Source organism: Crocinitomicaceae bacterium, from assembly GCA_016708105.1.
GTDB lineage: Bacteria > Bacteroidota > Bacteroidia > Flavobacteriales_D > Crocinitomicaceae > JADJGJ01.
Genome location: JADJGJ010000002.1, coordinates 579,893 through 605,685, shown reverse-complemented (window position 1 = coordinate 605,685; position 25,793 = coordinate 579,893). Strand labels below are relative to the sequence as shown.

The 25,793-nt window shown below is 38.2% G+C and carries 23 protein-coding genes and 5 tRNA genes; 27 read left to right on the top strand and 1 reads right to left on the bottom strand.

Annotated elements, in window-relative coordinates:
• The first annotated feature begins 1 nt into the window (after window position 1).
• The 27 genes from IPH66_13790 to IPH66_13660 all read left to right on the top strand — a co-directional run bounded on the left by IPH66_13790 (window position 2) and on the right by IPH66_13660 (window position 24,577).
• Window positions 2-1,012 (top strand): potassium channel protein, encoded by a 1,011-nt coding sequence (locus IPH66_13790; GenBank protein MBK7130411.1) that lies wholly within the window; start codon window positions 2-4, stop codon window positions 1,010-1,012.
• On the top strand, window positions 1,002-1,898 hold the full coding sequence (locus IPH66_13785) for an SDR family oxidoreductase (protein ID MBK7130410.1): 897 nt from the start codon (window positions 1,002-1,004) through the stop codon (window positions 1,896-1,898). Before IPH66_13790 ends, IPH66_13785 begins: the two co-directional genes overlap by 11 nt.
• Before the next feature lie 98 nt (window positions 1,899-1,996).
• Window positions 1,997-3,610 carry a sodium-dependent transporter gene (locus IPH66_13780; GenBank protein MBK7130409.1) on the top strand — a complete coding sequence of 538 codons (1,614 nt, stop codon included), beginning with the start codon at window positions 1,997-1,999 and terminating at the stop codon, window positions 3,608-3,610.
• 26 nt (window positions 3,611-3,636) lie between these two features.
• Window positions 3,637-3,777, top strand: a complete 141-nt coding sequence (locus IPH66_13775) for a hypothetical protein (GenBank protein MBK7130408.1) — start codon at window positions 3,637-3,639, stop codon at window positions 3,775-3,777.
• A gap of 23 nt (window positions 3,778-3,800) precedes the next feature.
• Entirely contained in the window at window positions 3,801-4,640 is an 840-nt protein-coding gene (locus IPH66_13770) for a helix-hairpin-helix domain-containing protein (protein MBK7130407.1), read from the top strand.
• A gap of 43 nt (window positions 4,641-4,683) precedes the next feature.
• The gene (locus IPH66_13765) at window positions 4,684-5,214 is read left to right on the top strand and encodes an adenine phosphoribosyltransferase (GenBank protein MBK7130406.1); all 531 of its coding nucleotides are present in this window, start codon (window positions 4,684-4,686) and stop codon (window positions 5,212-5,214) included.
• Window positions 5,215-5,260: 46 nt separating this feature from the next.
• Window positions 5,261-6,370, top strand: a complete 1,110-nt coding sequence (locus IPH66_13760) for an acyl-CoA dehydrogenase family protein (protein ID MBK7130405.1) — start codon at window positions 5,261-5,263, stop codon at window positions 6,368-6,370.
• Between the two features lie 64 nt (window positions 6,371-6,434).
• Entirely contained in the window at window positions 6,435-6,629 is a 195-nt protein-coding gene (locus IPH66_13755) for a 30S ribosomal protein S21 (protein MBK7130404.1), read from the top strand.
• A gap of 60 nt (window positions 6,630-6,689) precedes the next feature.
• Complete coding sequence (locus tag IPH66_13750; protein MBK7130403.1) at window positions 6,690-7,571, top strand: tyrosine-type recombinase/integrase; 882 nt, start codon at window positions 6,690-6,692, stop codon at window positions 7,569-7,571.
• An 11-nt stretch (window positions 7,572-7,582) separates the two neighbouring features.
• Entirely contained in the window at window positions 7,583-7,876 is a 294-nt protein-coding gene (gene raiA, locus IPH66_13745) for a ribosome-associated translation inhibitor RaiA (GenBank protein MBK7130402.1), read from the top strand.
• 98 nt (window positions 7,877-7,974) lie between these two features.
• Complete coding sequence (locus IPH66_13740; GenBank protein MBK7130401.1) at window positions 7,975-8,538, top strand: chalcone isomerase family protein; 564 nt, start codon at window positions 7,975-7,977, stop codon at window positions 8,536-8,538.
• Window positions 8,539-8,654: 116 nt separating this feature from the next.
• Window positions 8,655-8,727 (top strand) — tRNA-Thr (locus tag IPH66_13735).
• Window positions 8,728-8,746: 19 nt separating this feature from the next.
• Window positions 8,747-8,828 (top strand) — tRNA-Tyr (locus IPH66_13730).
• A gap of 17 nt (window positions 8,829-8,845) precedes the next feature.
• Window positions 8,846-8,918, top strand: a tRNA-Gly gene (locus tag IPH66_13725).
• A gap of 24 nt (window positions 8,919-8,942) precedes the next feature.
• Window positions 8,943-9,014, top strand: a tRNA-Thr gene (locus IPH66_13720).
• 85 nt (window positions 9,015-9,099) lie between these two features.
• Window positions 9,100-10,287, top strand: a complete 1,188-nt coding sequence (gene tuf, locus IPH66_13715; GenBank protein ID MBK7130400.1) for an elongation factor Tu — start codon at window positions 9,100-9,102, stop codon at window positions 10,285-10,287.
• A gap of 46 nt (window positions 10,288-10,333) precedes the next feature.
• Window positions 10,334-10,404, top strand: a tRNA-Trp gene (locus tag IPH66_13710).
• A gap of 215 nt (window positions 10,405-10,619) precedes the next feature.
• Window positions 10,620-10,844, top strand: coding sequence for a preprotein translocase subunit SecE (gene secE / locus IPH66_13705; GenBank protein ID MBK7130399.1), 225 nt, complete (start codon window positions 10,620-10,622; stop codon window positions 10,842-10,844).
• Window positions 10,845-10,848: 4 nt separating this feature from the next.
• Window positions 10,849-11,433 carry a transcription termination/antitermination protein NusG gene (gene nusG, locus IPH66_13700; GenBank protein MBK7130398.1) on the top strand — a complete coding sequence of 195 codons (585 nt, stop codon included), beginning with the start codon at window positions 10,849-10,851 and terminating at the stop codon, window positions 11,431-11,433.
• A gap of 91 nt (window positions 11,434-11,524) precedes the next feature.
• Window positions 11,525-11,968, top strand: coding sequence for a 50S ribosomal protein L11 (rplK, locus tag IPH66_13695; GenBank protein MBK7130397.1), 444 nt, complete (start codon window positions 11,525-11,527; stop codon window positions 11,966-11,968).
• A 2-nt stretch (window positions 11,969-11,970) separates the two neighbouring features.
• Window positions 11,971-12,666, top strand: a complete 696-nt coding sequence (locus IPH66_13690) for a 50S ribosomal protein L1 (GenBank protein ID MBK7130396.1) — start codon at window positions 11,971-11,973, stop codon at window positions 12,664-12,666.
• A 15-nt stretch (window positions 12,667-12,681) separates the two neighbouring features.
• Complete coding sequence (locus IPH66_13685; protein MBK7130395.1) at window positions 12,682-13,182, top strand: 50S ribosomal protein L10; 501 nt, start codon at window positions 12,682-12,684, stop codon at window positions 13,180-13,182.
• A 51-nt stretch (window positions 13,183-13,233) separates the two neighbouring features.
• Window positions 13,234-13,602 (top strand): 50S ribosomal protein L7/L12, encoded by a 369-nt coding sequence (gene rplL / locus IPH66_13680; GenBank protein ID MBK7130394.1) that lies wholly within the window; start codon window positions 13,234-13,236, stop codon window positions 13,600-13,602.
• A 128-nt stretch (window positions 13,603-13,730) separates the two neighbouring features.
• Window positions 13,731-17,522 carry a DNA-directed RNA polymerase subunit beta gene (rpoB, locus tag IPH66_13675; GenBank protein ID MBK7130393.1) on the top strand — a complete coding sequence of 1,264 codons (3,792 nt, stop codon included), beginning with the start codon at window positions 13,731-13,733 and terminating at the stop codon, window positions 17,520-17,522.
• A gap of 36 nt (window positions 17,523-17,558) precedes the next feature.
• Window positions 17,559-21,845, top strand: coding sequence for a DNA-directed RNA polymerase subunit beta' (rpoC, locus tag IPH66_13670; GenBank protein ID MBK7130392.1), 4,287 nt, complete (start codon window positions 17,559-17,561; stop codon window positions 21,843-21,845).
• Between the two features lie 72 nt (window positions 21,846-21,917).
• Window positions 21,918-22,241: a DUF3467 domain-containing protein gene (locus tag IPH66_13665; GenBank protein ID MBK7130391.1), complete on the top strand. Its 324-nt coding sequence runs from the start codon at window positions 21,918-21,920 to the stop codon at window positions 22,239-22,241.
• A gap of 152 nt (window positions 22,242-22,393) precedes the next feature.
• Entirely contained in the window at window positions 22,394-24,577 is a 2,184-nt protein-coding gene (locus tag IPH66_13660; GenBank protein MBK7130390.1) for a SpoIIE family protein phosphatase, read from the top strand.
• 182 nt (window positions 24,578-24,759) lie between these two features.
• On the opposite strand, the gene IPH66_13655 is transcribed toward IPH66_13660, so the two are convergent.
• Window positions 24,760-25,716, bottom strand: a complete 957-nt coding sequence (locus IPH66_13655) for a Na/Pi cotransporter family protein (protein MBK7130389.1) — start codon at window positions 25,714-25,716, stop codon at window positions 24,760-24,762.
• Window positions 25,717-25,793: the final 77 nt, after the last annotated feature.

The following is a 25,793-nucleotide window of genomic DNA, read 5'->3' as shown; positions in this document are numbered from 1 at the left end:
TATGATTGCCGGATACAAATATTTCAAGGGTTTATATCATGCCTTCTTTCTTACACTAATTATTATTTTATCAGGCACCATTGGGTTTCACTTCATTGAAAAATGGGCTTGGTTTGATTCTTTCTACATGACGGTTATTACCGTTACAACAGTTGGGTTTGGAGAAATTCATCCGCTTTCTCTTGGCGGTAGAGTTTTCACGGCTTCACTCATCATCACAAGTTTTGGAACAATTGCTTATACCGTTTCTGTAATAACTTCGTATCTTGCGTCAGGCGAATTAAAAAAATACCGGGCTGAATTAAAAACAATAAAATCTGTTCAACGCATGGAAAATCACACAATCATTTGTGGATACGGAAGAGTAGGTAAACAGGCTGCCAGTGAACTTTTATTTTACGGTAAAAAAATTGTTGTCATCGAAAAAAATGAATTGGATTTGCATGATAAACATGATGAGATAACCTTTATTCAAGGTGACGCAACGCATGATGAAATTTTAGAGAAAGCCGGAATAAAAAATGCAACTGCACTCGTCACTGCCTTGCCTGCAGATACAGATAATTTGTTTGTTGTTTTATCAGCCCATGAATTGAATAAAAATCTCAATATTATTTCACGTGCATCTGCCTTGTCATCAGTAAAAAAACTCAAAGTTGCCGGTGCATCTAATGTAATTATGCCTGATGTTGTTGGCGGCGCACACATGGCATCTCTCATTGTCACACCTGACTTGATGGAGTTTATTGATCTCATTCGCGTTTCAGGTAAGTCATCCGTTAATCTTGAAGAAATAAAATTTGATCAGATACCCGGTGATTTAAAATCCTGCACTATTCGTGAACTTGAAGAAAAATCACAATCAGGTTGTAATGTCATTGGATACAAATCATCAACCGGAGAATTTAAAATCAACCCTGATAGCACAACAAAAATTGAACCCGGATCAAAACTTTTTGTTCTTGGAAATCCAAATCAAATTAATAAATTGAATTCTCTTTTTGGCATCTGATTTAAAAATATTACTCACCGGCTCTAATGGTTTGTTAGGGCAAAAAGTAGTTTCACAATTACTGAGACAAAATATTGATTTTATTGCTACCTCAAAAGGTGAAAATAGAAATCCTGATTGCCCTAATCAGTACTATGAAAATTTAGATATCACCTCTGAAACAGAAATTAAAAATTTGATTGAAAAACATCAACCCACCTGCATTATCAACACCGCTGCCATGACTAATGTTGATGAGTGTGAAGACAAAGAAGTCGCTTGTCAGAAAATTAATGTGGATGCTGTGAAAACGCTACTCAATATTTCAATTGAAAACAATATTCACCTCATCCATGTTTCAACTGATTTTGTTTTTGATGGATTAAAGGGCCCGTACAAAGAAACAGATGACCGAAATCCGCTCAGTATTTATGCTCAATCAAAAGCTGATTCTGAAGATATATTATTGCAGAGTGAATATAAAAACTGGGCAATTTTGCGCACCATTATTGTCTTTGGGCAAGGTCATAATTTGAGCAGATCAAATATTGTTTTGTGGGCAAAAGAAGCATTGAAATCAGGTCAAGAATTAAAAATTGTGAATGACCAGTTCAGAGCACCTACCTGGGCTGACGATTTAGCCTGGGCTTGTATTCAAACAGCAAATCTAAACGCAACCGGTATCTACCATATCTCAGGCCCTGAAACATTCTCCATCTTTGAAATGGTTTTTCGCATTGCAGAATTTTACGGATATGACAAATCAAAATTACTTGCCGTATCTTCTGAAACGCTCAATCAAAAAGCTAAACGTCCCTTGCGCACAGGATTTATTTTAGACAAAGCAAAACGTGATCTGAAATATGACCCGCTTACATTTGAAGAATCTCTACAACGGTTGCGTTGATTTTTGTTGAATAATTGAAAATCAAAAATCATCTTTAAAAAAATTCTTGCCCATTCAGGATATTGGGTTAAATTTACCCATCATCAAAAAATAGATACATGGCAAATACTGAAGCATGGGGCTCACGGGTGGGTCTCATTTTAGCAATGGCAGGCAACGCGGTAGGACTTGGAAATTTTTTGCGATTCCCTGTTCAGGCAATTCAAAACGGAGGTGGAGCTTTTATCATTCCTTACATCGTATGTTTTGTTTTAATGGGCTTACCTCTTTTATTTGTTGAATGGTCAAGCGGACGCTTTGGTGGCTCAAAAGGACATCACAGTACGCCGTTTATTTTTGACGCCATGGATCGCAGAAAATTTTGGAAATACATCGGTGTTTTTGGAATTTTCACCAATGTTGCCGTGGCCGCATATTATTGCTATCTTGAATCATGGACATTGTCTTATGTTTGGAACTCCATTGCGGGTACGTTTTCAGGACAAACTCAAGAACAAGTTGCAACCTATTTTGGAAACTATGTATCACTACAAAATGGTGAAGGTGGATTCTCAGCAATGCCAATTATTTTTTGGCTGATTTGTCTTTTATTAAATACTTGGATTCTTTCTCGCGGTTTGAGTGGTGGTGTTGAAAAAGCGGCAAAAATTGGAATGCCTTTACTGCTTATTTTCGGTGCGTTTCTCGCATATAAAGCGATAACTATTAAAGCTGGTGAACACGGCGCAACATTTGACGGGGTGGTAGGTTTGAACTTTTTATGGACTCCTGATTTTAGTTCAATATGGGAACCAAAAGTGTGGCTAGCAGCCGCCGGACAAGTATTTTTCACACTCTCATTAGGTATGGGCTCAATACAATGTTATGCATCGTATGTTAAAAAGAAAGATGACATTGCCCTCAACGCCATGAGCGCTGGTTGGATGAATGAATTTGTTGAGGTAGTACTTGGTTCTGCCATTTTAATTCCTATAGCGGTTGGATATCTCGGAATTGACACCGTTGTTCAAATGACAAAAAACGGTGGCCTTGGTCTTGGATTTCAGACTATGCCATACTTGTTTGATCAATGGGGAACGGTAATGGCAATTATTGCCGGCATATTTTGGTTTGGCTTGCTTTTCTTTGCCGGTGTCACATCTTCTCTTGCAATGGGCACACCGGTAATGGGTTTTCTGGAAGATGAATATGGATGGAAAAGAAAACCTGCAGCATGGGCGTTTGGCGGCATAGTGATGTTGCTTGGTTTGCCGACTGTTCTGTTCTTCAATCAGGGTGTGTTTGATGAATATGATTATTGGGCAGGTACCGTTGCCTTAGTTGTATTTGCTTTCTTTGAAATCATTTTATTTGCCTGGGTATTTGGCATGGATAAAGGTTGGCGAGAAATAACCGCGGGTTCTGATATTAAGGTGCCCAATGTTTTTAAATTCATCATCAAGTATATCACACCCTTACTTTTAGGATATGTATTCTTTATGAGTATGCCGGGTATTTGGGATAAAATAATAAACAAAGATATCTACGACGCAATTGCCGCTACAACTGATGCAACAGTGATTGCTGATTTGAAAACAAAGCTGCTTTACGTTAACATCTCTCGCGCCGGTCTTTTAGCCCTTTGGCTTGGCATTGCTTATCTCGTTTATCGTGCCTATAAAAAACGAATACGAGAAGGAAGATTTCCTCTTGAGAAAGAATTGCATGAATAGTTTAAAAAATAATTAACCTAGTTTATATGAATACTTCTGCACTAATCATGATGCTTGTTACTGAAATAACCATTGCTTGTGTTACAGGTTATTTTTTCTATCGGGTACTCACTACTAAAAAACATGAAGAGCCTGATTCATTCACTGAAAATGATGATCAGGAATAACGCATGATTTTTGCTACCAAGTCTTGAAAAAATATTTTTCTCTGACACGTGGACAACAAGCCGGATTTCTCATCTGGATTGTATTGATGTTTTTTTTCATAATTTATCTTGCGTTACAAAATTCAAAGGCAGATTTTGATGTTGAAATTATTCCTGCTGATCAGGCAGATTTTCTAACGTTCAAACCGGATAGTGCACAACGTGAAATTTCTTACTCAGAAAATAAGCCACAAAAGCAAATTGACTATTTTTATTTTGATCCAAATACCTTAGAAACTGCTGGCTGGATTGATTTAGGTTTTTCTGAAAAACAAGCCGCATCCATCATTTCTTATCGTCAAAAAATTGGCTCATTCAAACAAAAAACTGATCTGAAAAAAGTTTTTGTAATCAGTGAAGAAAAATATGCTGAACTGGAACCGTATATTCAACTAAATACTGAATCTCAAACTACACAAAATTCAGTTCTGCAAAACATTAATCTGGCAACCGCAGCTGATCTTGAAGCCTTGCCCGGTATTGGTGAAAAAATGGCAAGCCGAATTTTAAATTATCGCAACTCATTGGGCGGTTTTTACAGCATGACACAGTTACATGAAGTTTACAACCTGACTGAAGAAATGTATCAGGTTTTGGTTGACCATTTTGTAGCAGATGCATCAACACTGAAAAAAATCCAAATCAATTCAGCAAGTAAAGATGAAATTGATAAACATCCATACATTGATTTCGCCGCAACGGCCTCCATTTTGAAAAAACGTGAAACTGAAAAAATTCAACATCTTAATTTCTTGCTTGATGAAAAAATTATTGATCAATCCAAACTAAACATGCTATTGCACTATATATCTTTTGAAGATTGATAAACGGTGCCAATTTCACATTAAAAACACATAATTTTATCCCATGGAATTAGAACAAAAATTAAAAACGATTATTCGCGATGTACCTGATTTTCCAAAACCGGGAATACTATTCAAAGATATCACCCCGCTGATGGCAGATCCCGGCTTATGTCAACAAATGGTGAGTCAAATAATAACCGATTTTAAAGGAAAAAAAATTGATGGTATTGCTGGCATTGAAAGTAGAGGTTTTTTACTAGGAATGCCTCTTGCAATGGCCTTGAATGTTCCGTTTATTTTAGTAAGAAAAAAAGGAAAGTTGCCATATAAAACGATTTCACATGCGTATGAACTTGAATATGGCACAGCAGAGATTGAAATGCATGTTGATTCAATACAACCTGGTCAGCAAATTCTCATTCATGATGACCTACTTGCAACGGGTGGCTCGGCATCTGCTGCTGCCGAGCTAATTTTGAAACAAAACGGTAAAATTGCCGGCTTTAGTTTCTTGGTTGACCTTTCTTTTTTGAATGGACAGAATAGGATAAAAAATTACTCAGAAAATATTAGTACTTTAGTGCGCTTTTAGAAAAAAATTACTCTCCATGCAGCTTATAGAAAATGACAATCAGGTCATGATAAAACAAATGGTTCGTGATTTCGCTGAAAAAGAAATCAGACCAAACGTAATGAAATGGGATGAATCACAAGAATTCCCCGTTCCTGTTTTTAAAAAATTAGGTGAACTTGGTTTAATGGGTGTGCTGGTTCCAACTGAATATGGTGGAAGCGGTCTCTCTTACTTTGAGTACATCACCGTGATTAGTGAAATTGCTCAAGTATGTGGTTCTATTGGATTATCCGTTGCAGCGCATAACTCACTTTGCACCGGGCATATCATGTACCACGGTAGTGAAGAGCAAAAGAAAAAATACCTCACAAAACTGGCAACCGGTGAATGGATTGGCGCCTGGGGATTAACTGAAACAGGCACAGGTTCTGATGCCGGCGGAATGGCAACTACCGCCGTGAAAGATGGTGACTATTATGTACTCAATGGATCAAAGAATTTTATCACGCATGCTATTACTGGTGATGTTGCCGTTGTAATTGCGCGCACCGGTGAAAAGGGTGATTCACATGGCATGTCAGCTTTCATTATTGAGAAAGGAACGCCTGGTTTTAATTCAGGTAAAAAAGAAAATAAACTGGGCATGCGTGCGTCAGAAACCGCTGAACTAATTTTCACGAATTGCAGAGTGCATAAAGATCAACTCATTGGCAAAGAAGGTTATGGATTTATTCAATCTATGAAAGTATTGGATGGAGGAAGAATTTCCATCGGATCGCTTGCTCTGGGTATTGCTAAGGGTGCTTTCAATGCTGCTGTCAAATATTCAAAAGAACGTGAACAGTTTGGAAAACCTATCTCGCAGTTTCAGGGCATAGCCTTTAAACTGGCCGATATGGCTACTAAAATTCAGGCTGCTGAATTACTATTACTTAGTGCCGCTGACTTGAAAGAACGCGGTGAAAAAATGACTAAAGAGTCTGCAATGGCTAAATATTACGCATCTGAAGTGGCTGTTGCTGTCTCTACCGAAGCTGTTCAAATCTTCGGTGGTTATGGCTATACCAAAGATTTTCCGGTTGAGAAATTCTTCCGTGATTCTAAACTTTGCACCATTGGCGAAGGCACTTCTGAAATACAAAAACTGGTAATTTCAAGGGAAATTTTAAAATAATGAACTAATTTCAATTTTTATCCTATCTTTGCGGTCCAAAATTGAACGAACAAAAGAAAATTATATGCTTATTATTCCAATTAAAGAAGGCGAAAACATTGAAAGAGCGCTTAAAAAGTATAAAAAGAAATATGAAAAAACCGGAGTTCTCCGTGAACTCAGAGAGCGTCAGTCTTTCACCAAACCTTCTGTTGAACTTCGTCAAGGTCGTTTGAAAGCTATTTATAAGCAGAAAATGAACAGCCAAGAAGGAAATTAAGCACAACAATTTTTAACTTCATACGTATTGAAGGGGTACAGGCTTGTGCCCCTTTTTTTTATGCAATTACCTGAAGATTTTATTCATTATCTCATCCATGAAAAGCGATACAGTGAACATACTGTTATTGCATATAAAAAAGATATTGAAAATTTTCTTGAAATTCTTGCCATTTCTTCTGATGACGAAATAAAAGATTTGAAACACCGTCACTTGAGATCTTATCTGGTAGAATTGGTTGAACAAGGACTTGAAAACACCAGCGTGAATCGCAAACTATCTAGCGTTAAAACTTTTTTCAAATTTCTAAGACAAACAGATAATTGCGCAGTTAATCCGGCGACGAAAGTAAAAAGTCTCAAACAGAAAAAATCTCTTCCCAATTTTGTCCCTGAATCACAAGTTTGGAACGTAAATACGGTATCTGATGAAGATGATGAATATGCCACGTGTCTTGTGAAACTAATTCTTGAAACATTCTATCAAACCGGTATTCGTCTAAGTGAATTAATTAATCTCAAAGAATCAGACATCAGCAAGTCACAAATAAAAGTGCTTGGAAAAAGAAATAAAGAGCGGATTATTCCCATTTCTTCTGCCCTCACAAAATTGATTGAAGAGTTTAGACAACAAAAAGATCTGCTCAATTCCAACGGTGATTATTTGTTCTGTGATAAATCAGGCAAAAAACTTAGTCCAAAATTTGTTTATAGAAAAGTTAATTACTACCTTGGTAAGGCAACGGATTTGAGTAAAAAAAGTCCGCATGTACTAAGGCACACTTTTGCTACGCACATGTTAAATAATGGTGCTTCACTTGAGTCAATAAAAAAGCTGCTGGGTCATGCTGATTTATCTGCAACACAGATATACACACACAATTCGTTTGCTCAAATAAAGAAGATTTATAACAAAGCTCATCCCCGAGGAGGAGCAGATTAAAATTTAAAACTATGGATTTACAAGTTCACTCCCTGCACTTTGATGCAGACAAAAAATTGATCGATTTCGTCAACGGAAGAGTAACCAAATTAGGAACATATTTTGATAAAATAATTTCAGGTGAAGTCATCCTGAAACTTGATAAATCAGATGATTCTGAAAACAAAGTAGCTGAAATCAAACTGATGATTCCGGGCAAAGAATTATTTGCAAAAAAACAATGTAAAAGTTTTGAAGAAGCAACCGATTTAGCTTGTGAAGCGTTGCGTCGCCAAGTTGATAAACACAAAGGTAAGCATCAGTAAACAAATGTTTTATTTTATATATTTGAACCCACGCATCAGTCGTGGGTTTTTTATTTGTTCCTAGTCTGATCCATTTGAACCCAAAAAAAAGAATGCTTATGAAAAGATTTTATCTCGTCGCAATCGTCATGTTGATCTCTGCTATGAGCTTTGGTCAAACAAAAATTGGAGGTATCGTCATGCCAAATGTAATGAAGGCAGGTGATGAATATTTAAAGATAAACGGAGGTGGCATCCGTGAAAAAATGACCTTGGACTTATACATTGGTGTTTTGTATCTGCGTGAAAAATCTTCTGACGCTGATAAAATCATCAAAGCTGATGAACCAATGGGCATAAAAATGAGAGTAATCTCAAGCTTTGTCACCAAAGAAAATATGGAAGAAGCTATCCGCACCGGATTTGAAAAATCAACCAATGACAATACCGCACCAATTCAATCAAAAATAGATGAGTTGATCAACGCCGGATTCAAACAAGAAATAGGCGTTGGCGATATTTTTGACCTCATTTATATGCCTGGAAAAGGAACTTCATTGAGTAAAAACAACACTGTTGTGCTCACTATCACCGGTCTTGACTTCAAACAAGCTCTTTTTGGAATTTGGCTCTGTGATGATCCGGCAGATGAAAATCTGAAGGCCAAAATGTTAGGACAATAATCCCTATAATCCCTAAAAATTTTCAAAAACTTGTTGACACTGTCAATAAGTTTCATATATTTGCACTCCCGTTTTCAAAAAAATAGGGGTTTTAACGTGTTCTTTTAATCATGTAGGCCGGCATAGCTCAGTTGGTAGAGCAGCTGATTTGTAATCAGCAGGTCGGAGGTTCGAGTCCCTCTGCCGGCTCAAGTATAATAAAGTACTTGGGGAGATACCAAAGTGGCCAACTGGGGCTGACTGTAACTCAGCTGACTTAGTCTTCGTAGGTTCGAATCCTGCTCTCCCCACTTTACTTTATTAACAGGCGGGAATAGCTCAGTTGGTAGAGCATCAGCCTTCCAAGCTGAGGGTCGCGAGTTCGAGTCTCGTTTCCCGCTCAATAAAAATTAAAAGAGCATTGTGCCGACGTAGCTCAGGGGTAGAGCGTTTCCTTGGTAAGGAAGAGGTCGTGGGTTCAATTCCCATCGTTGGCTCAAATGATTATCACACTTGTTAAGGGGTGTGTTTTTGTATTTTGTAAATTTTGTATTAATAATAAAAAGTAAACAATCGTAGATTATGGCTAAGGAAACCTATAACCGTTCCAAACCGCACGTAAACATTGGAACAATTGGTCACGTTGACCACGGTAAAACAACTCTAACTGCCGCTATCACAACCGTTCTTGCAAAAGAAGGTCTGGCTGAGCTGCGCGATTTCTCTTCTATTGATAACGCTCCTGAAGAGAAAGAAAGAGGTATCACTATTAACACGTCACATGTTGAGTATGCTACTCAATCACGTCACTACGCGCATGTAGATTGCCCGGGTCACGCGGATTACGTTAAAAACATGGTAACAGGTGCTGCTCAGATGGATGGTGCAATCCTTGTGGTTGCTGCTACTGATGGTCCAATGCCTCAGACTCGTGAACACATCCTTTTAGGTCGTCAGGTTGGCGTTCCTCGTATGGTTGTATTCATGAATAAAGTGGATATGGTTGATGATCCTGAATTGTTAGAGCTTGTTGAAATTGAAATCAGAGATTTATTATCTTTCTATTCATATGACGGTGAAAAAACTCCTGTTATTCAAGGTTCTGCTCTAGGAGCATTGAACGGTGAAGAAAAATGGGTTGCTACCGTAAAAGCGTTGATGGATGCAGTTGACAGCTGGATCGAACTTCCTGTTCGTGAAGTTGATAAAGCATTCTTGATGCCGGTTGAAGACGTGTTCTCTATTACTGGTCGTGGTACTGTTGCTACTGGTAAAATTGAAACAGGTGTAATCAACTCTGGTGAAGAGGTTGACATCATCGGAATGGGTGAAGAAAAACTGAAATCAGTTGTAACTGGTGTTGAGATGTTCCGCAAAATCCTTGACAGAGGTGAAGCTGGTGACAACGTAGGTTTGTTGTTAAGAGGTATTGAGAAAACTGATATCCGTCGTGGTATGGTTATCGCAAAACCAGGTTCAATTACTCCTCACACAGAATTCAAAGCTGAGGTTTATATCCTGAAAAAAGAAGAAGGTGGACGTCACACTCCATTCCATAATAAATATCGTCCTCAGTTTTACGTTAGAACAACTGACGTAACTGGTGAAATTATTCTTGGAGATGGTCGTGAAATGGTTATGCCTGGTGACAACGTTACAATTACTGTAAAATTGATCGTTCCGGTAGCTATCGGCCAGGGTCTTCGTTTCGCTATCCGTGAGGGTGGTAGAACAGTTGGTGCTGGTCAGGTAACTGAAATTTTGAAATAATTAAATGAACAAAGTAGACGAGAGAGGTGAATAGCCTCTCTCTTTTACGGGCGTAGTTCAAGGGTAGAATAGCGGTCTCCAAAACCGTTGATGGGAGTTCGAATCTCTCCGCCCGTGCATAAGTAAAAGGGCGAATTGATTTTGAATTTTGAAAGACAAAAAAACGTCAACCGCTCATAATAAATGTGAAATAGAAAAATCAGGAATAATCATCAATCCCTGAAGTGAAAAGGAAAAAAAGAATAAATCCGGCTTGTTCCGGATCAATTAATTTACAGGTCTTACTTCAACTCAGTGCAAAAGTAAACCGGGGCTTATAAAAGAAATTAGAAATGGCTAATATTATTCAATACATTGAAGAGTCATTCGGCGAGTTGGTTCACAAAGTGACCTGGCCAACATGGAGTCAACTTCAAAGCAGTTCGATTGTAGTTCTGGTGGCTTCAATCATTTTTGCTCTTATCATTTTTGCAATGGATTTTATCTTTGGAATTAATTCAATTGATAGTTTCTGGCGAGGATTTTTAGGGCTTTATTACAGTATCGTTCAAGGCTAATCCAATGGCAGAAGAAAAAACAAATAAAAACAAACCCACCGGAGATGAGAAAAAGCTCTGGTATGTGGTTCGTGCTGTCGGCGGAAAAGAAAAAAAAGTACGCGACTCCATTGAAATGGAGATTAAACGGCACAAACTTGAACATTTGGTTGGACAAGTATTGATCCCAACTGAAAAAGTGTATCAGATAAAAAACGGTAAGAAAATTTCGAAAGAACGTTCTTATTTACCAGGATATGTGCTTCTTGAAGCGGTGCTTGATGGAGAAGTACAACACATGATTAACAATGTTCCAAACGTAATTGGTTTTATGAGCGGAACAAAAGGCGGTGAGCCCATGCCAATGCGCGTTTCAGAAGTGAATCGTATACTTGGTAAGGTGGATGAATTAAGTGAACATGAGGAAGAACTAAATATTCCTTATGTTATTGGTGAGACAGTAAAGGTGATTGATGGTCCATTCAACGGGTTTAACGGGGTTATTGAAGAAATAAATGAAGAAAAGAAAAAACTGCAGGTAATGGTAAAAATCTTTGGTCGTAAAACACCATTAGAACTAAGCTACATGCAGGTTGACAAAAGCAATTAAGAGTTTTATTAACGTGTAGGAGTGCTACGGTGAGCACTGAATGCTTCCCTCACCGATTAACGCACGATTGAACTACAAAAAACAAACAAAAATGGCAAAACAAATCGTTGGATTAATTAAGCTTCAAATTAAAGGTGGAGCGGCTAATCCTTCCCCTCCAGTTGGTCCGGCTCTCGGTTCCAAAGGGGTAAACATCATGGAGTTCTGTAAGCAATTTAATGCTAGAACCCAAGATAAACCAGGGAAAGTTCTTCCGGTAGTTATTACAGTTTATGCAGACAAATCGTTTGAATTTGTTGTAAAAACACCACCGGTAGCCGTACAACTTCTTGAAGCTACTAAATTGAAATCAGGTTCAGCAGAACCAAACCGTAACAAAGTTGGTAAGGTATCATGGGATCAAATTAAAACAATTGCTGAAGACAAAATTCAGGACATGAATTGTTTTAAAGTGGAGTCTGCCATGAGAATGGTAGCCGGCACAGCTCGCAGTATGGGTCTTACAGTAACAGGTGAATTTCCAAAATCAAATTAATCATGGCAAGAGTAAGTAAAAAGAGAAAAGTTGTGCTCGCGAAAATTGATCGGGCAAAAGCTTATTCCTTAGCTGAAGCTTCAAGCCTGGTTAAGGAAATTTCAACAACAAAATTTGATGCATCGGTTGACATTGCGGTGCGCCTCGGCGTTGACCCAAGAAAAGCCAATCAAATGGTACGTGGTAGTGTTGCACTTCCACACGGTACTGGTAAAAATGTAAGGGTACTTGTATTGTGTACACCCGACAAAGAAACTGAGGCTAAAGCAGCCGGAGCTGACCACGTTGGGTTAGATGATTACATCAACAAAATCAAAGCAGGCTGGACAGATATCGACGTGATTATCACCATGCCTTCAGTAATGGGTAAAGTAGGTGCTTTAGGTAAAATACTCGGTCCTCGCGGATTGATGCCTAACCCGAAAACCGGAACCGTAACAATGGATGTCGGTAAAGCTGTAACTGAAACCAAAGCTGGTAAAATTGATTTCCGTGTTGATAAAAATGGTATCGTACATTCTGCAGTAGCTAAAGTTTCTTTCGATCCCAAAAAGATTGAAGAAAACGCGAATGAATTGCTTCAGACAATTGTTCGGATGAAGCCTTCATCTGCAAAAGGTACTTACATAAAAAGTATCTACATGAGTTCAACCATGAGTCCGGGCATTTCAATTGATGCCAGAAGTTTTGCTCAATAATAAATACGCTATAAAATGACAAAAGAAGAAAAATCAAAGTACATTGATGATTTGGCGGCAAAGTTGTCTGAATCAGGCGTGTTTTATCTGACTGATACAGCCGGACTGGACGTAGAATCTATCAACAACTTGCGCAGAAAATGCTTCCATAGTAAAGTAGAGTTGCGGGTAGTAAAAAATACGCTCCTTAAAAAAGCAATGCAACGTTTTGCAGACAGAAATTATGCTGATCTGTTTGAAGCGTTACATGGGCCTACAGCGGTAATGTTTTCAGAAGTAGGTAACGTACCTGCCAAATTGATACAAGAGTTTAGAAGAAAAAGTGATAAGCCGGTTTTGAAAGGGGCATATATCCAAGAAAACACCTATGTAGGTGATAAAAATGTGGATATGCTTGCTGCGTTGAAAAGCAAAAATGAGCTTGTTGCCGATATTATTCTTGCTCTTAAATCACCTGCTCAAAAAGTTATTTCTGGTCTTACTCGTGAAGACCGCAAATGGCCAGCAGAAAATTAAAATACTCTTGTAAAAAAGAGTGAAGTATTAACATTAATAAAACAAAATAAAATGGCTGAATTAAAAGAATTCGCAGAAAAATTGGTTAACCTGACAGTAAAAGAAGTTAACGAATTGGCTCAAATATTGAAAGACGAGTACGGCATTGAACCTGCAGCTGCTGCAGTAGTTGTTGCTGGTGGTGGAGGCGCAGAAGCTGCTGCTGAAAAAACAGAATTTGATGTTGTTCTGAAAGATGCAGGTGCTAACAAACTTGCTATCGTGAAATTGGTTAAAGATCTAACTGGTCTTGGACTGAAAGAAGCAAAAGAACTCGTTGACAAAGCTCCTTCTCCTCTTAAACAAGGAGTTTCTAAAGACGAAGCTGCTGGCCTGAAAAAATCTCTTGAAGAGGCAGGTGCAGTAGTTGAAGTTAACTAATAAAGGCTTGTATTTACACAGATTAGGCACTACCCAATGGGTATGTGCCTACATCTGTTTAAAAATGGACCTTGTTTTTGAATGAATTTGTTTAACTAAATTTTTTAGCCTTGGCAACACAAAAAAATATCACCGAAAGAATTAATCTGGGCAGCCGTTCAACAGGATTAGAATATCCAGATTTCTTAGACATTCAGCTCGAATCTTTCAGACAGTTTTTCCAGCTTGAAACTACGCCGGAAAACAGGAGTAACGAAGGCCTCTTCAAAGTTTTCAGCGAAAATTTTCCAATCACTGACACACGTAACCAGTTTGTATTGGAGTTCCTTGATTACTTCATTGACCCACCAAGATATACCATAACCGAGTGTATTGATCGAGGACTTACCTATAGTGTTCCACTCAAGGCAAAACTGAAATTGTATTGTACCGACCCTGAGCATGAAGATTTTGAGACCATCGTGCAGGACGTTTATTTGGGAACTATTCCATACATGACTCCTAAAGGATCATTTGTGATCAACGGAGCTGAGCGCGTAATAGTATCTCAATTACATCGTTCTCCAGGCGTGTTTTTTGGTCAAAGCAGACACGCTAACGGTACAAAATTGTACTCTGCCCGTATCATCCCTTTCAAAGGATCATGGATAGAGTTTGCTACTGACATCAACAATGTCATGTACGCTTACATTGACCGTAAAAAGAAATTACCTGTAACTACTTTGTTCCGTGCAATCGGTTATGAAACTGATAAGGATATTCTTGAAATCTTTGATTTAGCGGATGAATTCAAAGTAAACAAAGCAGCTATGAAAAAAGTGCTTGGGCGCAAACTTGCAGCCCGTGTGCTAAAAACGTGGATTGAAGATTTCGTTGATGAAGATACCGGTGAGGTTGTTTCAATTGAACGTAACGAAGTTTTACTTGATCGTGAAACCATTCTTGAAAAAGATCATCTTGATCTGATTGCTGATTCAGGCGTGAAAACAATAATTCTTCACAAAGAAAATGTCAACACAGCTGATTATGCGATCATCTATAATACCCTACAAAAAGACACATCAAACTCTGAAAAAGAAGCGGTAGAGCATATCTATCGTCAATTGAGAAATGCTGAGCCACCAGATTTTGAAACTGCTCGCAGCGTTTTTGAAAAACTCTTTTTCTCGGATACGCGATATGACCTTGGTGAAGTTGGACGTTTCCGTATCAACACCAAATTAGGTCTTAAAACAGACATGGATCAGAAAGTGCTCACCAAAGATGACATCATTCTGATTGTAAAATATCTTATTGAATTGATTAATGCAAAAGCGGAGATTGACGATATTGATCACTTGTCAAATCGTCGTGTTCGTACCGTTGGTGAGCAGTTACACACGCAATTTGGTGTTGGACTTGCCCGTATGGCACGTACCATCCGTGAGCGCATGAACGTGAGAGATAATGAGGTGTTCACCCCTATCGATCTAATCAATGCAAAAACATTATCTTCAGTGATCAACTCGTTCTTTGGAACAAATCAGTTGTCTCAGTTTATGGATCAAACCAATCCGCTGTCTGAAGTAACGCACAAACGTCGTTTATCAGCACTCGGGCCTGGAGGTCTTTCACGTGAGCGTGCCGGATTTGAGGTACGTGACGTTCACTACACGCACTACGGACGGTTGTGTACTATTGAAACACCAGAGGGTCCAAATATTGGTTTGATTTCATCTCTTTGCGTTTATGCCAAAGTGAATAAGCTTGGTTTCATTGAGACACCATATTATCAAGTTGAAAACGGAACAGCACAATTAGACAAACCAATGTACCTCAGTGCTGAGGAAGAAGAGGGAAAAATTATTGCTCAGGCAAACATTTCAGTTGACGGTAAAGGTAAAATTACATCTGAACGTGTTAAGTCACGTTTAGAAGGTGATTTCCCGGTTGTTGAACCAAAAGCGGTAAATCTGATGGATGTGGGTACTAACCAAATTGCATCTATCGCTGCATCTTCAATTCCTTTCCTAGAGCATGATGACGCCAACCGTGCGCTCATGGGATCAAACATGCAACGTCAAGCTGTGCCTTTGCTTAAACCAAGTGCACCGGTAGTAGGAACAGGAATTGAGAAATTAGTTGCAAAAGATTCTCGTGTACTTATTAATGCCGAAGGAGATGGTGTTGTTGAGTATGTTGATGCGAACGAAATTAAAATTCGTTACAACATGTCTAAAGATGACAAATTAGTTAGTTTTGATGGTGATCTTAAAACGTACGAGTTAACTAAATTCCAAAAGACAAATCAAAGTACTACCATCAATTTGCGTCCAATTGTTTTCAAAGGAACAAAGGTTGAAAAAGGACAAGTATTGTGTGAAGGATTTGCAACAGAAAACGGAGAACTTGCTTTGGGTCAAAACTTAAAAGTTGCTTTCATGCCTTGGCAAGGATACAACTTTGAGGATGCGATTGTAATTTCTGAAAAAGTAGTTCGCAACGATATCTTCACCTCAATTCACATTGATGAGTATGCGTTAGAAGTTCGTGATACAAAACGTGGTTTGGAAGAGTTGACTGCTGATATTCCAAATGTTTCTGAAGATGCTACCAAAGATCTTGACGAAAACGGAATTATCAGAATTGGTGCTGATATCAAAGAAGGAGATATCCTGATCGGAAAAATCACACCAAAAGGCGAAACAGATCCATCACCGGAAGAAAAACTTTTACGTGCAATCTTTGGTGATAAAGCAGGAGACGTAAAAGATGCATCGTTGAAAGCCGGTCCATCATTACGCGGTGTGGTAATTGATAAAAAATTATTTTCACGCGCAATTAAAGATCGTAAAACAAAGGCAAAAGATAAACCGGTATTGGCACAATTAGATGCCGACTACGAAAAAGAAGCCGGTGAATTGAAATCAGTTTTGATTGATAAATTACTCAACATTTTGGGTGAGCAAAAATCAAACGGTGTCTTCAACAATTACAAAGAAGAGATTCTAAAGAAAGGGGTTAAATTTACCGCTAAGAGTTTACAAACCGTTGATTTTTCAATTGTCAATCCTTATGAGTGGACAGCTGATACAGCAACGAATAAACTCATTCAACGCTTACTGCATAACTTCAATATCAAAGCAAATGATTTACTTGGAGTTTATAAACGCAAAAAATTCCAAATATCAGTTGGTGATGAATTACCTGCGGGAATTGTAAAAATGGCCAAAGTATACGTTGCTAAAAAACGCAAACTGAAAGTTGGAGATAAAATGGCCGGACGTCACGGGAATAAAGGAATTGTTGCGAACATCGTTCGTGAAGAAGACATGCCTTTCTTACCAGATGGAACACCGGTAGATATCGTACTTAATCCACTTGGGGTACCTTCACGTATGAACCTTGGACAGATTTACGAAACTGTATTAGGTTGGGCAGGTATGGAGCTTGGGGTTAAATTTGCTACACCAATTTTTGACGGAGCATCGCTGGAGACTATAACCGAATACACCGAAAAAGCCGGAATACCAAAATTTGGTAAAACACATCTTACTGATGGTCTCACCGGTGAAAAATTTGACCAGGCAGCAACAGTTGGGGTGATCTATATGTTGAAACTTGGTCACATGGTAGATGACAAAATGCACGCACGTTCAATTGGACCATACTCACTCATCACTCAACAACCTCTTGGTGGTAAAGCACAATTTGGTGGTCAGCGTTTTGGTGAGATGGAGGTTTGGGCACTTGAAGCATACGGTGCAGCAAATATCCTGCGTGAAATTCTTACAATTAAATCTGATGACGTGATTGGTAGAGCAAAAGCTTACGAGTCAATTGTCAAAGGTGAAGTATTCCATGAACCAGGTATACCAGAATCATTCAATGTATTGTTGAATGAGCTTGCCGGTTTGGGATTGAATATCACAATGGAATAATAATTATTGGATCTATTAAAAAATTATAAATAGACTATGGCGTTCAGAAAAGATGTAAAACCAAAGAGTAGTTTTTCAAAAATTACCATCAGCCTGGCTTCACCTGAAATGATTTTAGAGAAATCACATGGTGAAGTGTTGAAGCCCGAAACAATTAATTACCGTACCTACAAACCTGAACGCGATGGTTTGTTTTGTGAACGTATTTTCGGTCCGGTAAAAGATTACGAATGCCACTGCGGAAAATATAAACGTATTCGTTATAAAGGAATTGTTTGTGACCGTTGCGGTGTTGAAGTGACAGAGAAAAAAGTGCGTCGTGAGCGCATGGGACATATTTCACTTGTTGTTCCGGTTGCGCACATTTGGTACTTCCGTTCTCTTCCAAATAAAATTGGATATTTGTTAGGTCTTCCAACAAAAAAACTTGATCAGATTATTTATTACGAGCGTTATGTCGTAATTCAAAAAGGTATCGCTAATCGCAATGACGGTGAGCCTTTGGAATACATGGATTTTTTAACAGAAGAAGAATATCTGGATATTTTAGATGAGCTTCCGAAAGAAAATCAATATTTGGAAGACACTGATCCGAATAAATTTATTGCAAAAATGGGAGCAGAAGCTCTTCATGATTTGTTACAGCGTCTTGACCTGGACACGTTATCATTTGATTTGCGTCACCGCGCTAACACTGAATCTTCACAGCAACGTAAAAAAGAATCATTAAAGCGTCTTCAGGTTGTTGAATCACTTCGTGAATCATTTGGACGAGTTGAGAACAGACCTGAGTGGATGGTGATGAAAGTTATTCCGGTTATACCACCTGAATTACGTCCATTGGTTCCGTTGGACGGAGGTCGTTTTGCTACGTCAGATTTGAATGATTTGTACCGCAGAGTAATCATCCGCAACAACCGTTTGAAACGTCTGTTGGAAATTAAAGCACCAGAAGTAATTCTTAGAAATGAGAAAAGGATGCTTCAGGAATCAGTGGATTCATTGTTTGATAACTCACGCAAATCAAGTGCGGTAAAAACTGAATCAAATCGTCCGTTGAAATCACTTTCTGATTCTTTGAAAGGAAAGCAAGGACGTTTCCGTCAAAACTTGCTTGGAAAACGTGTTGACTATTCTGCACGTTCAGTAATTGTTGTTGGACCAAACTTAAAATTGCATGAGTGCGGTTTGCCAAAAGATATGGCAGCTGAATTATTCAAGCCGTTTATTATTCGCAAACTAATTGAAAGAGGAGTTGTTAAAACTGTAAAATCTGCAAAGAAAATAGTTGACAAAAAAGAGCCAATCGTTTGGGATATTCTTGAAAACGTATTGAAAGGACACCCTGTATTACTAAACCGTGCCCCTACATTGCACCGCTTGGGTATTCAGGCATTCCAGCCAAAACTGATTGAAGGAAAAGCGATTCGTTTGCACCCATTAGTGTGTACAGCGTTTAACGCCGACTTTGACGGTGACCAGATGGCGGTACACGTTCCGCTTGGAAATGCTGCAATACTTGAAGCTCAAATTCTGATGCTTGCTTCGCACAACATCCGTAACTCAGCTAATGGTGCGCCCATCACGGTACCTTCACAAGACATGGTGCTTGGATTATACTATATCACCAAACTGAAAAAAAGTACAGATACCGTGAAAGTAAAAGGAGAGGGAATGACATTCTATTCTCCGGAAGAAGTTATCATTGCACGTAATGAAGGTAAGCTTGATTTACATGCCTCTATCAAAGTGCGCACAAAAGATTTAGATGAAGCCGGAAACGTTGTTACTAAATTAATTGAAACAACTACCGGAAGAATTTTATTCAATGAACTTGTACCTGTACAGTGCGGATTCATCAATGATGTGTTGACTAAAAAAGCACTTCGTGATATCATCTCTAAAGTACTTGCGGTGTGCGGAACAGCTCGTGCGGCACAATTCCTTGATGATATTAAAAATCTTGGATTTACCATGGCATTCCGCGGAGGTTTGTCATTCAATTTGGATGATGTTATTATTCCAGCTGAGAAAGATGAAATGATTGCAACAGCGAATAAAGAAGTTGAAGAAGTAATGATGAACTACAACATGGGTCTCATTACCAACAACGAGCGTTATAATCAGATCATTGATATTTGGACACATACCAATACCCGTTTGACATCAAAATTGATGGAGCGTTTGATTAAAGATCAGCAAGGATTCAACTCAATTTATATGATGATGGATTCTGGTGCACGTGGATCTAAAGAACAAATTCGTCAGCTTTCAGGAATGCGTGGATTGATGGCGAAACCACAAAAATCAGGTGCATCTTCTCAAGATATTATTGAAAACCCGATCTTATCTAATTTTAAAGAAGGGTTGTCAGTACTTGAGTACTTTATTTCTACACACGGTGCTCGTAAAGGTCTTGCCGATACAGCGTTGAAAACGGCTGATGCCGGTTACCTTACACGTCGTTTGGTTGACGTTGCTCAGGATGTTGTAATTAATACAGCAGACTGTGGAACACTTCGTGGCGTTGTTGTATCTGCACTTAAGAAAAGTGATGACATTGTTGAATCATTGTACGACCGTATTTTGGGTCGCGTAACAGTACATGATGTTTATAAACCGGGTACTGATGAGTTGATCATTGCTGCAGGAGAAGAAGTAACAGAAACTGCAGCAAAACAAATTGAAGCAGTAGAAATAGAAAGTGTTGAAGTACGTTCAGTGCTTACCTGTGAAATGAAGCGTGGTGTTTGTGCAAAATGTTACGGTCGCAACCTATCAACTAGCCAAATGGCTGTAATGGGAGATGCTGTAGGAGTTATTGCTGCACAGTCAATTGGTGAACCAGGTACACAACTTACACTTCGTACGTTCCACGTGGGAGGTACTGCTGCAAACATTGCTGAAGAGGCTGATATCAAAGCAAAATTTGAAGGAAAACTTGAAATTGAAGAGTTAAAAACTATTCCTACAAAAGATAAAGACGGAAAAGATGTTCAAGTTGTAATTGGTCGTTCAGCTGAAGCAAAAATCACTGACTCACGCACCGGAATTATATTAATGACTGCAAACATTCCTTACGGATCAATTTTGGTTGCTGATAATAATTCTAGTGTTAAAAAAGGAGACGTGATTTGTAAATGGGATCCTTACAACGCAGTAATTCTTTCAGATGCCAAAGGAGTTGTTCTATTTGAAAACATCACAGAAGGAGAAACTTTCCGTGAAGAAATAGATGAGCAAACCGGATTTACAGAGAAAGTAATCACTGAAAATAAAAACAAGAAAACCATACCAACTGTATCAATCATTGATGGTAAATCAAAAGAAGTGTTGAGATCATACAACCTTCCGGTGAATGCACACATTGTGGTTAATCAGGGAGATAAAATTGAAGCGGGAACTATTCTTGTAAAAATTCCACGAGTATCAGGAAAATCAGGGGATATCACAGGAGGTCTTCCACGTGTAACGGAGCTATTTGAAGCACGTAATCCGTCAAACCCGGCAGTAGTTGCAGAGATTGACGGAATTGTTTCATACGGAAAAATCAAACGTGGTAACCGTGAGATTGTGGTGATTTCAAAAACCGGTGAAGAGCGCCGTTATCTTGTTCCACTTTCAAAACATATTCTTGTACAAGAGAATGATTTTGTAAAAGCGGGTCAACCGTTGTCAGACGGATCTATCACTCCAAGAGATATTCTAAACATCAAAGGACCAACCGCGGTGCAAGAATATCTTGTGAATGAAATACAAGAGGTATACCGTTTGCAAGGTGTGAAAATCAACGATAAACATTTTGAAGTTATCGTACGTCAGATGATGTTGAAGGTAGAGATTGAAGAGGCAGGTGACACAAAATTCCTTGAAGGACAATCAGTACACAAAGCAGATTTCTTTGAAGAGAATGATGCACTATATGGTAAAAAAGTAGTGATAGACCCAGGTGAGTCAGAATCATTGAAAGCAGGACAAATCATCACCGCACGTAAACTGCGTGATGAAAATTCAGTTCTCAAACGCAAAGACAAAAAACTAGTTGAAGCACGCGATGCTGTACCTGCTACATCAATTCCATTGTTACAGGGTATCACCAAAGCGTCATTGCAAACTCGTTCATTTATCTCTGCGGCATCGTTCCAGGAAACTACTAAAGTACTGAACGAAGCAGCGCTGAATGGAAAAGAAGATTCACTGTTAGGATTGAAAGAGAATGTAATTGTAGGACACTTGATTCCTGCAGGAACAGGGTTTAGACAATTCCAACAAATATTGGTGGGCAGCCAAGAAGAATACGAAGAAATGTTGGCCACTCACTAAAAAAGCAAAGCAAAAAAATAAAGGCGTACTGAATGGTACGCCTTTTTTATCTAGTATAAAATACAATCTGTTATGAGCGCAAAAGACGAAAAACAACCAAACCAGCTAAACATAGAATTGTCTGAAGATATTTCAGGAGGAATTTATTCCAACCTGTCTGTAATTACTCATTCACCAACAGAATTTATCGTTGACTTCATACAATTGATGCCGGGAGTACCAAAAGGTAAAGTAAGATCACGCGTTGTGATGGCGCCTGAGAATGCTAAAAAATTGATGAAAGCGATGATGGACAATATTTCCAAATACGAATCAACTCATGGCACGATAAAAGAACATGGACCAGTAGGACACGTTATTCCAATGAATTTTGGTGGACCAGTGAATGAGGCTTAAGTTTTCATAAAATGAAATCTGAGTGACCTGCAATCAGGTTGGGAAACGTAATTTACTTCTTCCACAAAACAATCTTCATTAGTCGCGTAGCAATGTATAAACGTGTCTGAACAAAGATCAACGAAGACGCTCATTTTTATTACATTTGCCCCGTGCAAACCCAAGCATTTTCTATCCTATTACTTCTTTGGATCTGCGGATCCTCATCCTTTGGCGCATCCTCAATAAACAATTCATCATCAACTGAAGATACGTTGAAGTTGACCACGTTGAATGAGCAAATGCGCGCAAATTATCGTGATGGAAATTATGATCAAGGAATTTCTACTGCGCAAAGCATGTTGCTTTTGTCTAACACATTAATCAGCAAAAAAGAATACGTTTCATTTGCCCGTAAACAGCTGGTTGATGCATACCGATATTTAGGATTGATGATTGAGCACACAGATAGTTTCGGGCTTTCTCCAGCGTATTTTGTGAAAGCATTTCAAATTGCATCTCAAGATAAATTATACAAAAAACAAGGCGCCATATTAGGGCACACGGGTATGTATTATTACAATTCCGGTGACTACCCTACCTCATTAAGTTACTCCATGAGAGAACTTGAACTTGGCCAAAAAACCGGAGATAAATATCGTATGGCATCGGCATACAACCGTATTGGAATCAACTACAAAAGACTCATGATGCATAACGAAGCACTAGAAAATCTTTTCAATAGTGCCAATCTTTATATTGCGAGAGGTGATTCTGCAGATGCAGCTAATGCATGGAATAATATTGGAAATGTCTATTATAATATTAAAGATTATAAACAAGCTTATCATTATTACCAGAAAGAAAAACAAATTGGTTTGCTGCTCCATGATGAAGAGTTAGTAGCTGATGCCATGAATTGCACTGCCCAACTCTTTAATGATGTAGCTTTTATGCCAAAAGATTCCGTGATCTACTATTTTAATTTTTCATCAGAATTCCTTGTTGATTTTGAATCAGATTTTCTATTAGACTCAGCTATTCACTATTTCAACTTTGCCATCAGTTATTACGCCACTAACAATAAATCTTACGAATTATCTGACTGCTATATTGGATTAGCAACTACATATACCCTGCAGAAAAAACACCAGGCGGCAATACATGCCTATTTCAAAGCTTATGAACTGGCAAAATTCAATGGCGTATTGCAAAAAGAGATGACATCATCACAAGGGCTATACGTTAATTACCAAAACACAAAACAGTTTGACTCATCATTATATTGGTTTGAAATTTATAATCTGACACAAGATTCAATTTACAACGATAGCAAGTCAAGAGAAATAGGAAGATTAGAATCAAGGCATGAATTTGAAGCAAAGGAAGCAGAATTACTTGCCGCCAAAAACAGAGACAAAGCAGTCGCAGATGCTCAAAAATCAAAACAACAAATGATTTTGATAATAGTAAGTATTGGTCTGCTTTTAGTACTGATTTTGTTAATCTTTATATTCAATCGCTTTCAGGTAATTAAAAAGCAGAAGCATGAGATAGAATATCATAAACTTGAATTAGAATTAAAACAAAAAGAAATTGTTGATTCAATTACTTATGCACAACGCTTACAACATGCCATTCTAGCACCACAAGATGAGATTGTAAAATTTTTTCCGCGGAGTTTTTTATTGTACAAACCAAAAGACATCGTTGCGGGTGATTTTTATTTTTTTGAAAAGACAGATACACACATTTTTTATGCAGCAGCAGATTGCACGGGACACGGTGTGCCAGGTGCCATGGTAAGTATAGTTTGCTCTAACGCCTTAACCAGATCTATTAAAGAATTTGGATTAACTGATCCGGCAGATATCTTGAATAAAACACGAGAATTAGTAGTGCAAACATTTGAAAAAAGTGGACAAGATGTAAAAGATGGAATGGATATTTCATTTATCTCAAAAAATATTAATACCCATGAAATAGTATGGGCAGGTGCGCATAATGCGCTTTGGATTTATACCAACGGAGAATTACAAGAAGTAAAACCTGATAAACATCCAATAGGAAAATCATATCACAATGACCCTTTCCACTCACACAAAATTTCACTGCAGAAAAATGATTCGCTTTATTTATTGACCGATGGCTACGCCGATCAATTTGGCGGTGAAAATTTACCCGGCGGAAAAGAAGGCGGTAAAAAATTCAAGGCGTCACGCTTGAAAGAACTTCTTGCCGGTATGCAGTCCAAGTCATTTACAGAACAAAAAGAAATTCTTGAAAAAACATTTGAAAATTGGCGTGGTAATTTAGAGCAGTTGGATGATGTTTGTATTATTGGGATTGGGGGGTAGAGGTGAAAAAATTTCTTGCCGGTTTGTTAGAAGGACTTTAAGGACTGAAGGGACGCAAATTGCTGCCTACAACGTTGGTGAAAGATTGGTGATTGAAGGTGATTAAATTCAATAATATCAAACGTGCTCATTTTCTTTTCTCACTTAAGAATGAGCTAGACGGACACAAAAAAATTATTACACTATATAGCCTGCAACTTCTTGATTTTTTTATCCGGCACTAATTTGTGGAGCAATTTTACGGCGAAGGGAATGGTCCAGATAAATAATAATACACCTAGAAAATTAAATAGCATGTGCGCGTTTGCAACTGTACGTTCAACGCTGGCGGTTGCACTGATATATTTTACTAAATTGAGAAAGGGAAAATAAAAAATCAAACCAATAAGAATACAAACAAAATTGAATATCAAATGAAACATTCCTGTTCTGATTGCATCACGGCTGCCTTTAATAGTTGCAATCAGCGTATCACTGCACGTCCCAAGTTCGGCTCCAAGCATAATTGCAATACCTCCACCAACGGTTAGTAGGCCTTTTTTAGTAAGAATAATAGCCATACCCACGGTGGCTGATGAAGACTGAATAACCAATGTAACAATTGCGCCAATCATTGCGCCGGTTACCGGGTTCTCAATTTTTTTGAGCATCTCAGTAAAAAATGCTTCATCTTTCAGGGGTTCAACAGCATTTTCCATGGTGAACAAACCAAAAAATAAGACACCAAAATAAAGTATTACACGACCGGCATGGGTAATTTTATCTGATTTTGAAATCATGAGCAACACAAAACCAATCAACAAAAAAACGGGAGAATATTTTCCAATATCCATTGCAATAATTTGGCTGCTTACCGTGGTTCCAATATTAGCACCCAACACAATTCCCAATGATTGTTTGAGTGTTAAAAAACCCGAATTCACAAATACAATGGTAATGATGATTACAGCCGACGATGAATCAAGCAGTGTAGTGACAACTATTCCTACAATCAAACTACTGAATGTATTACCGGTAAAACGTGATATCCACTTTTTTGCATTATCACCCAGCGCATTTTTTAATGCCGTAGAAAGATTATTAACGGCGAATAAAAAGAGAACGAGTCCGGCAATGATGGATAGAATAATTTCTGTCATGGTAATAGATTGCAAAATTACCAGACCGCTATTTACTAAAGAATAAGGGAGGTTTAAGAAGATATTACTAAATCAGC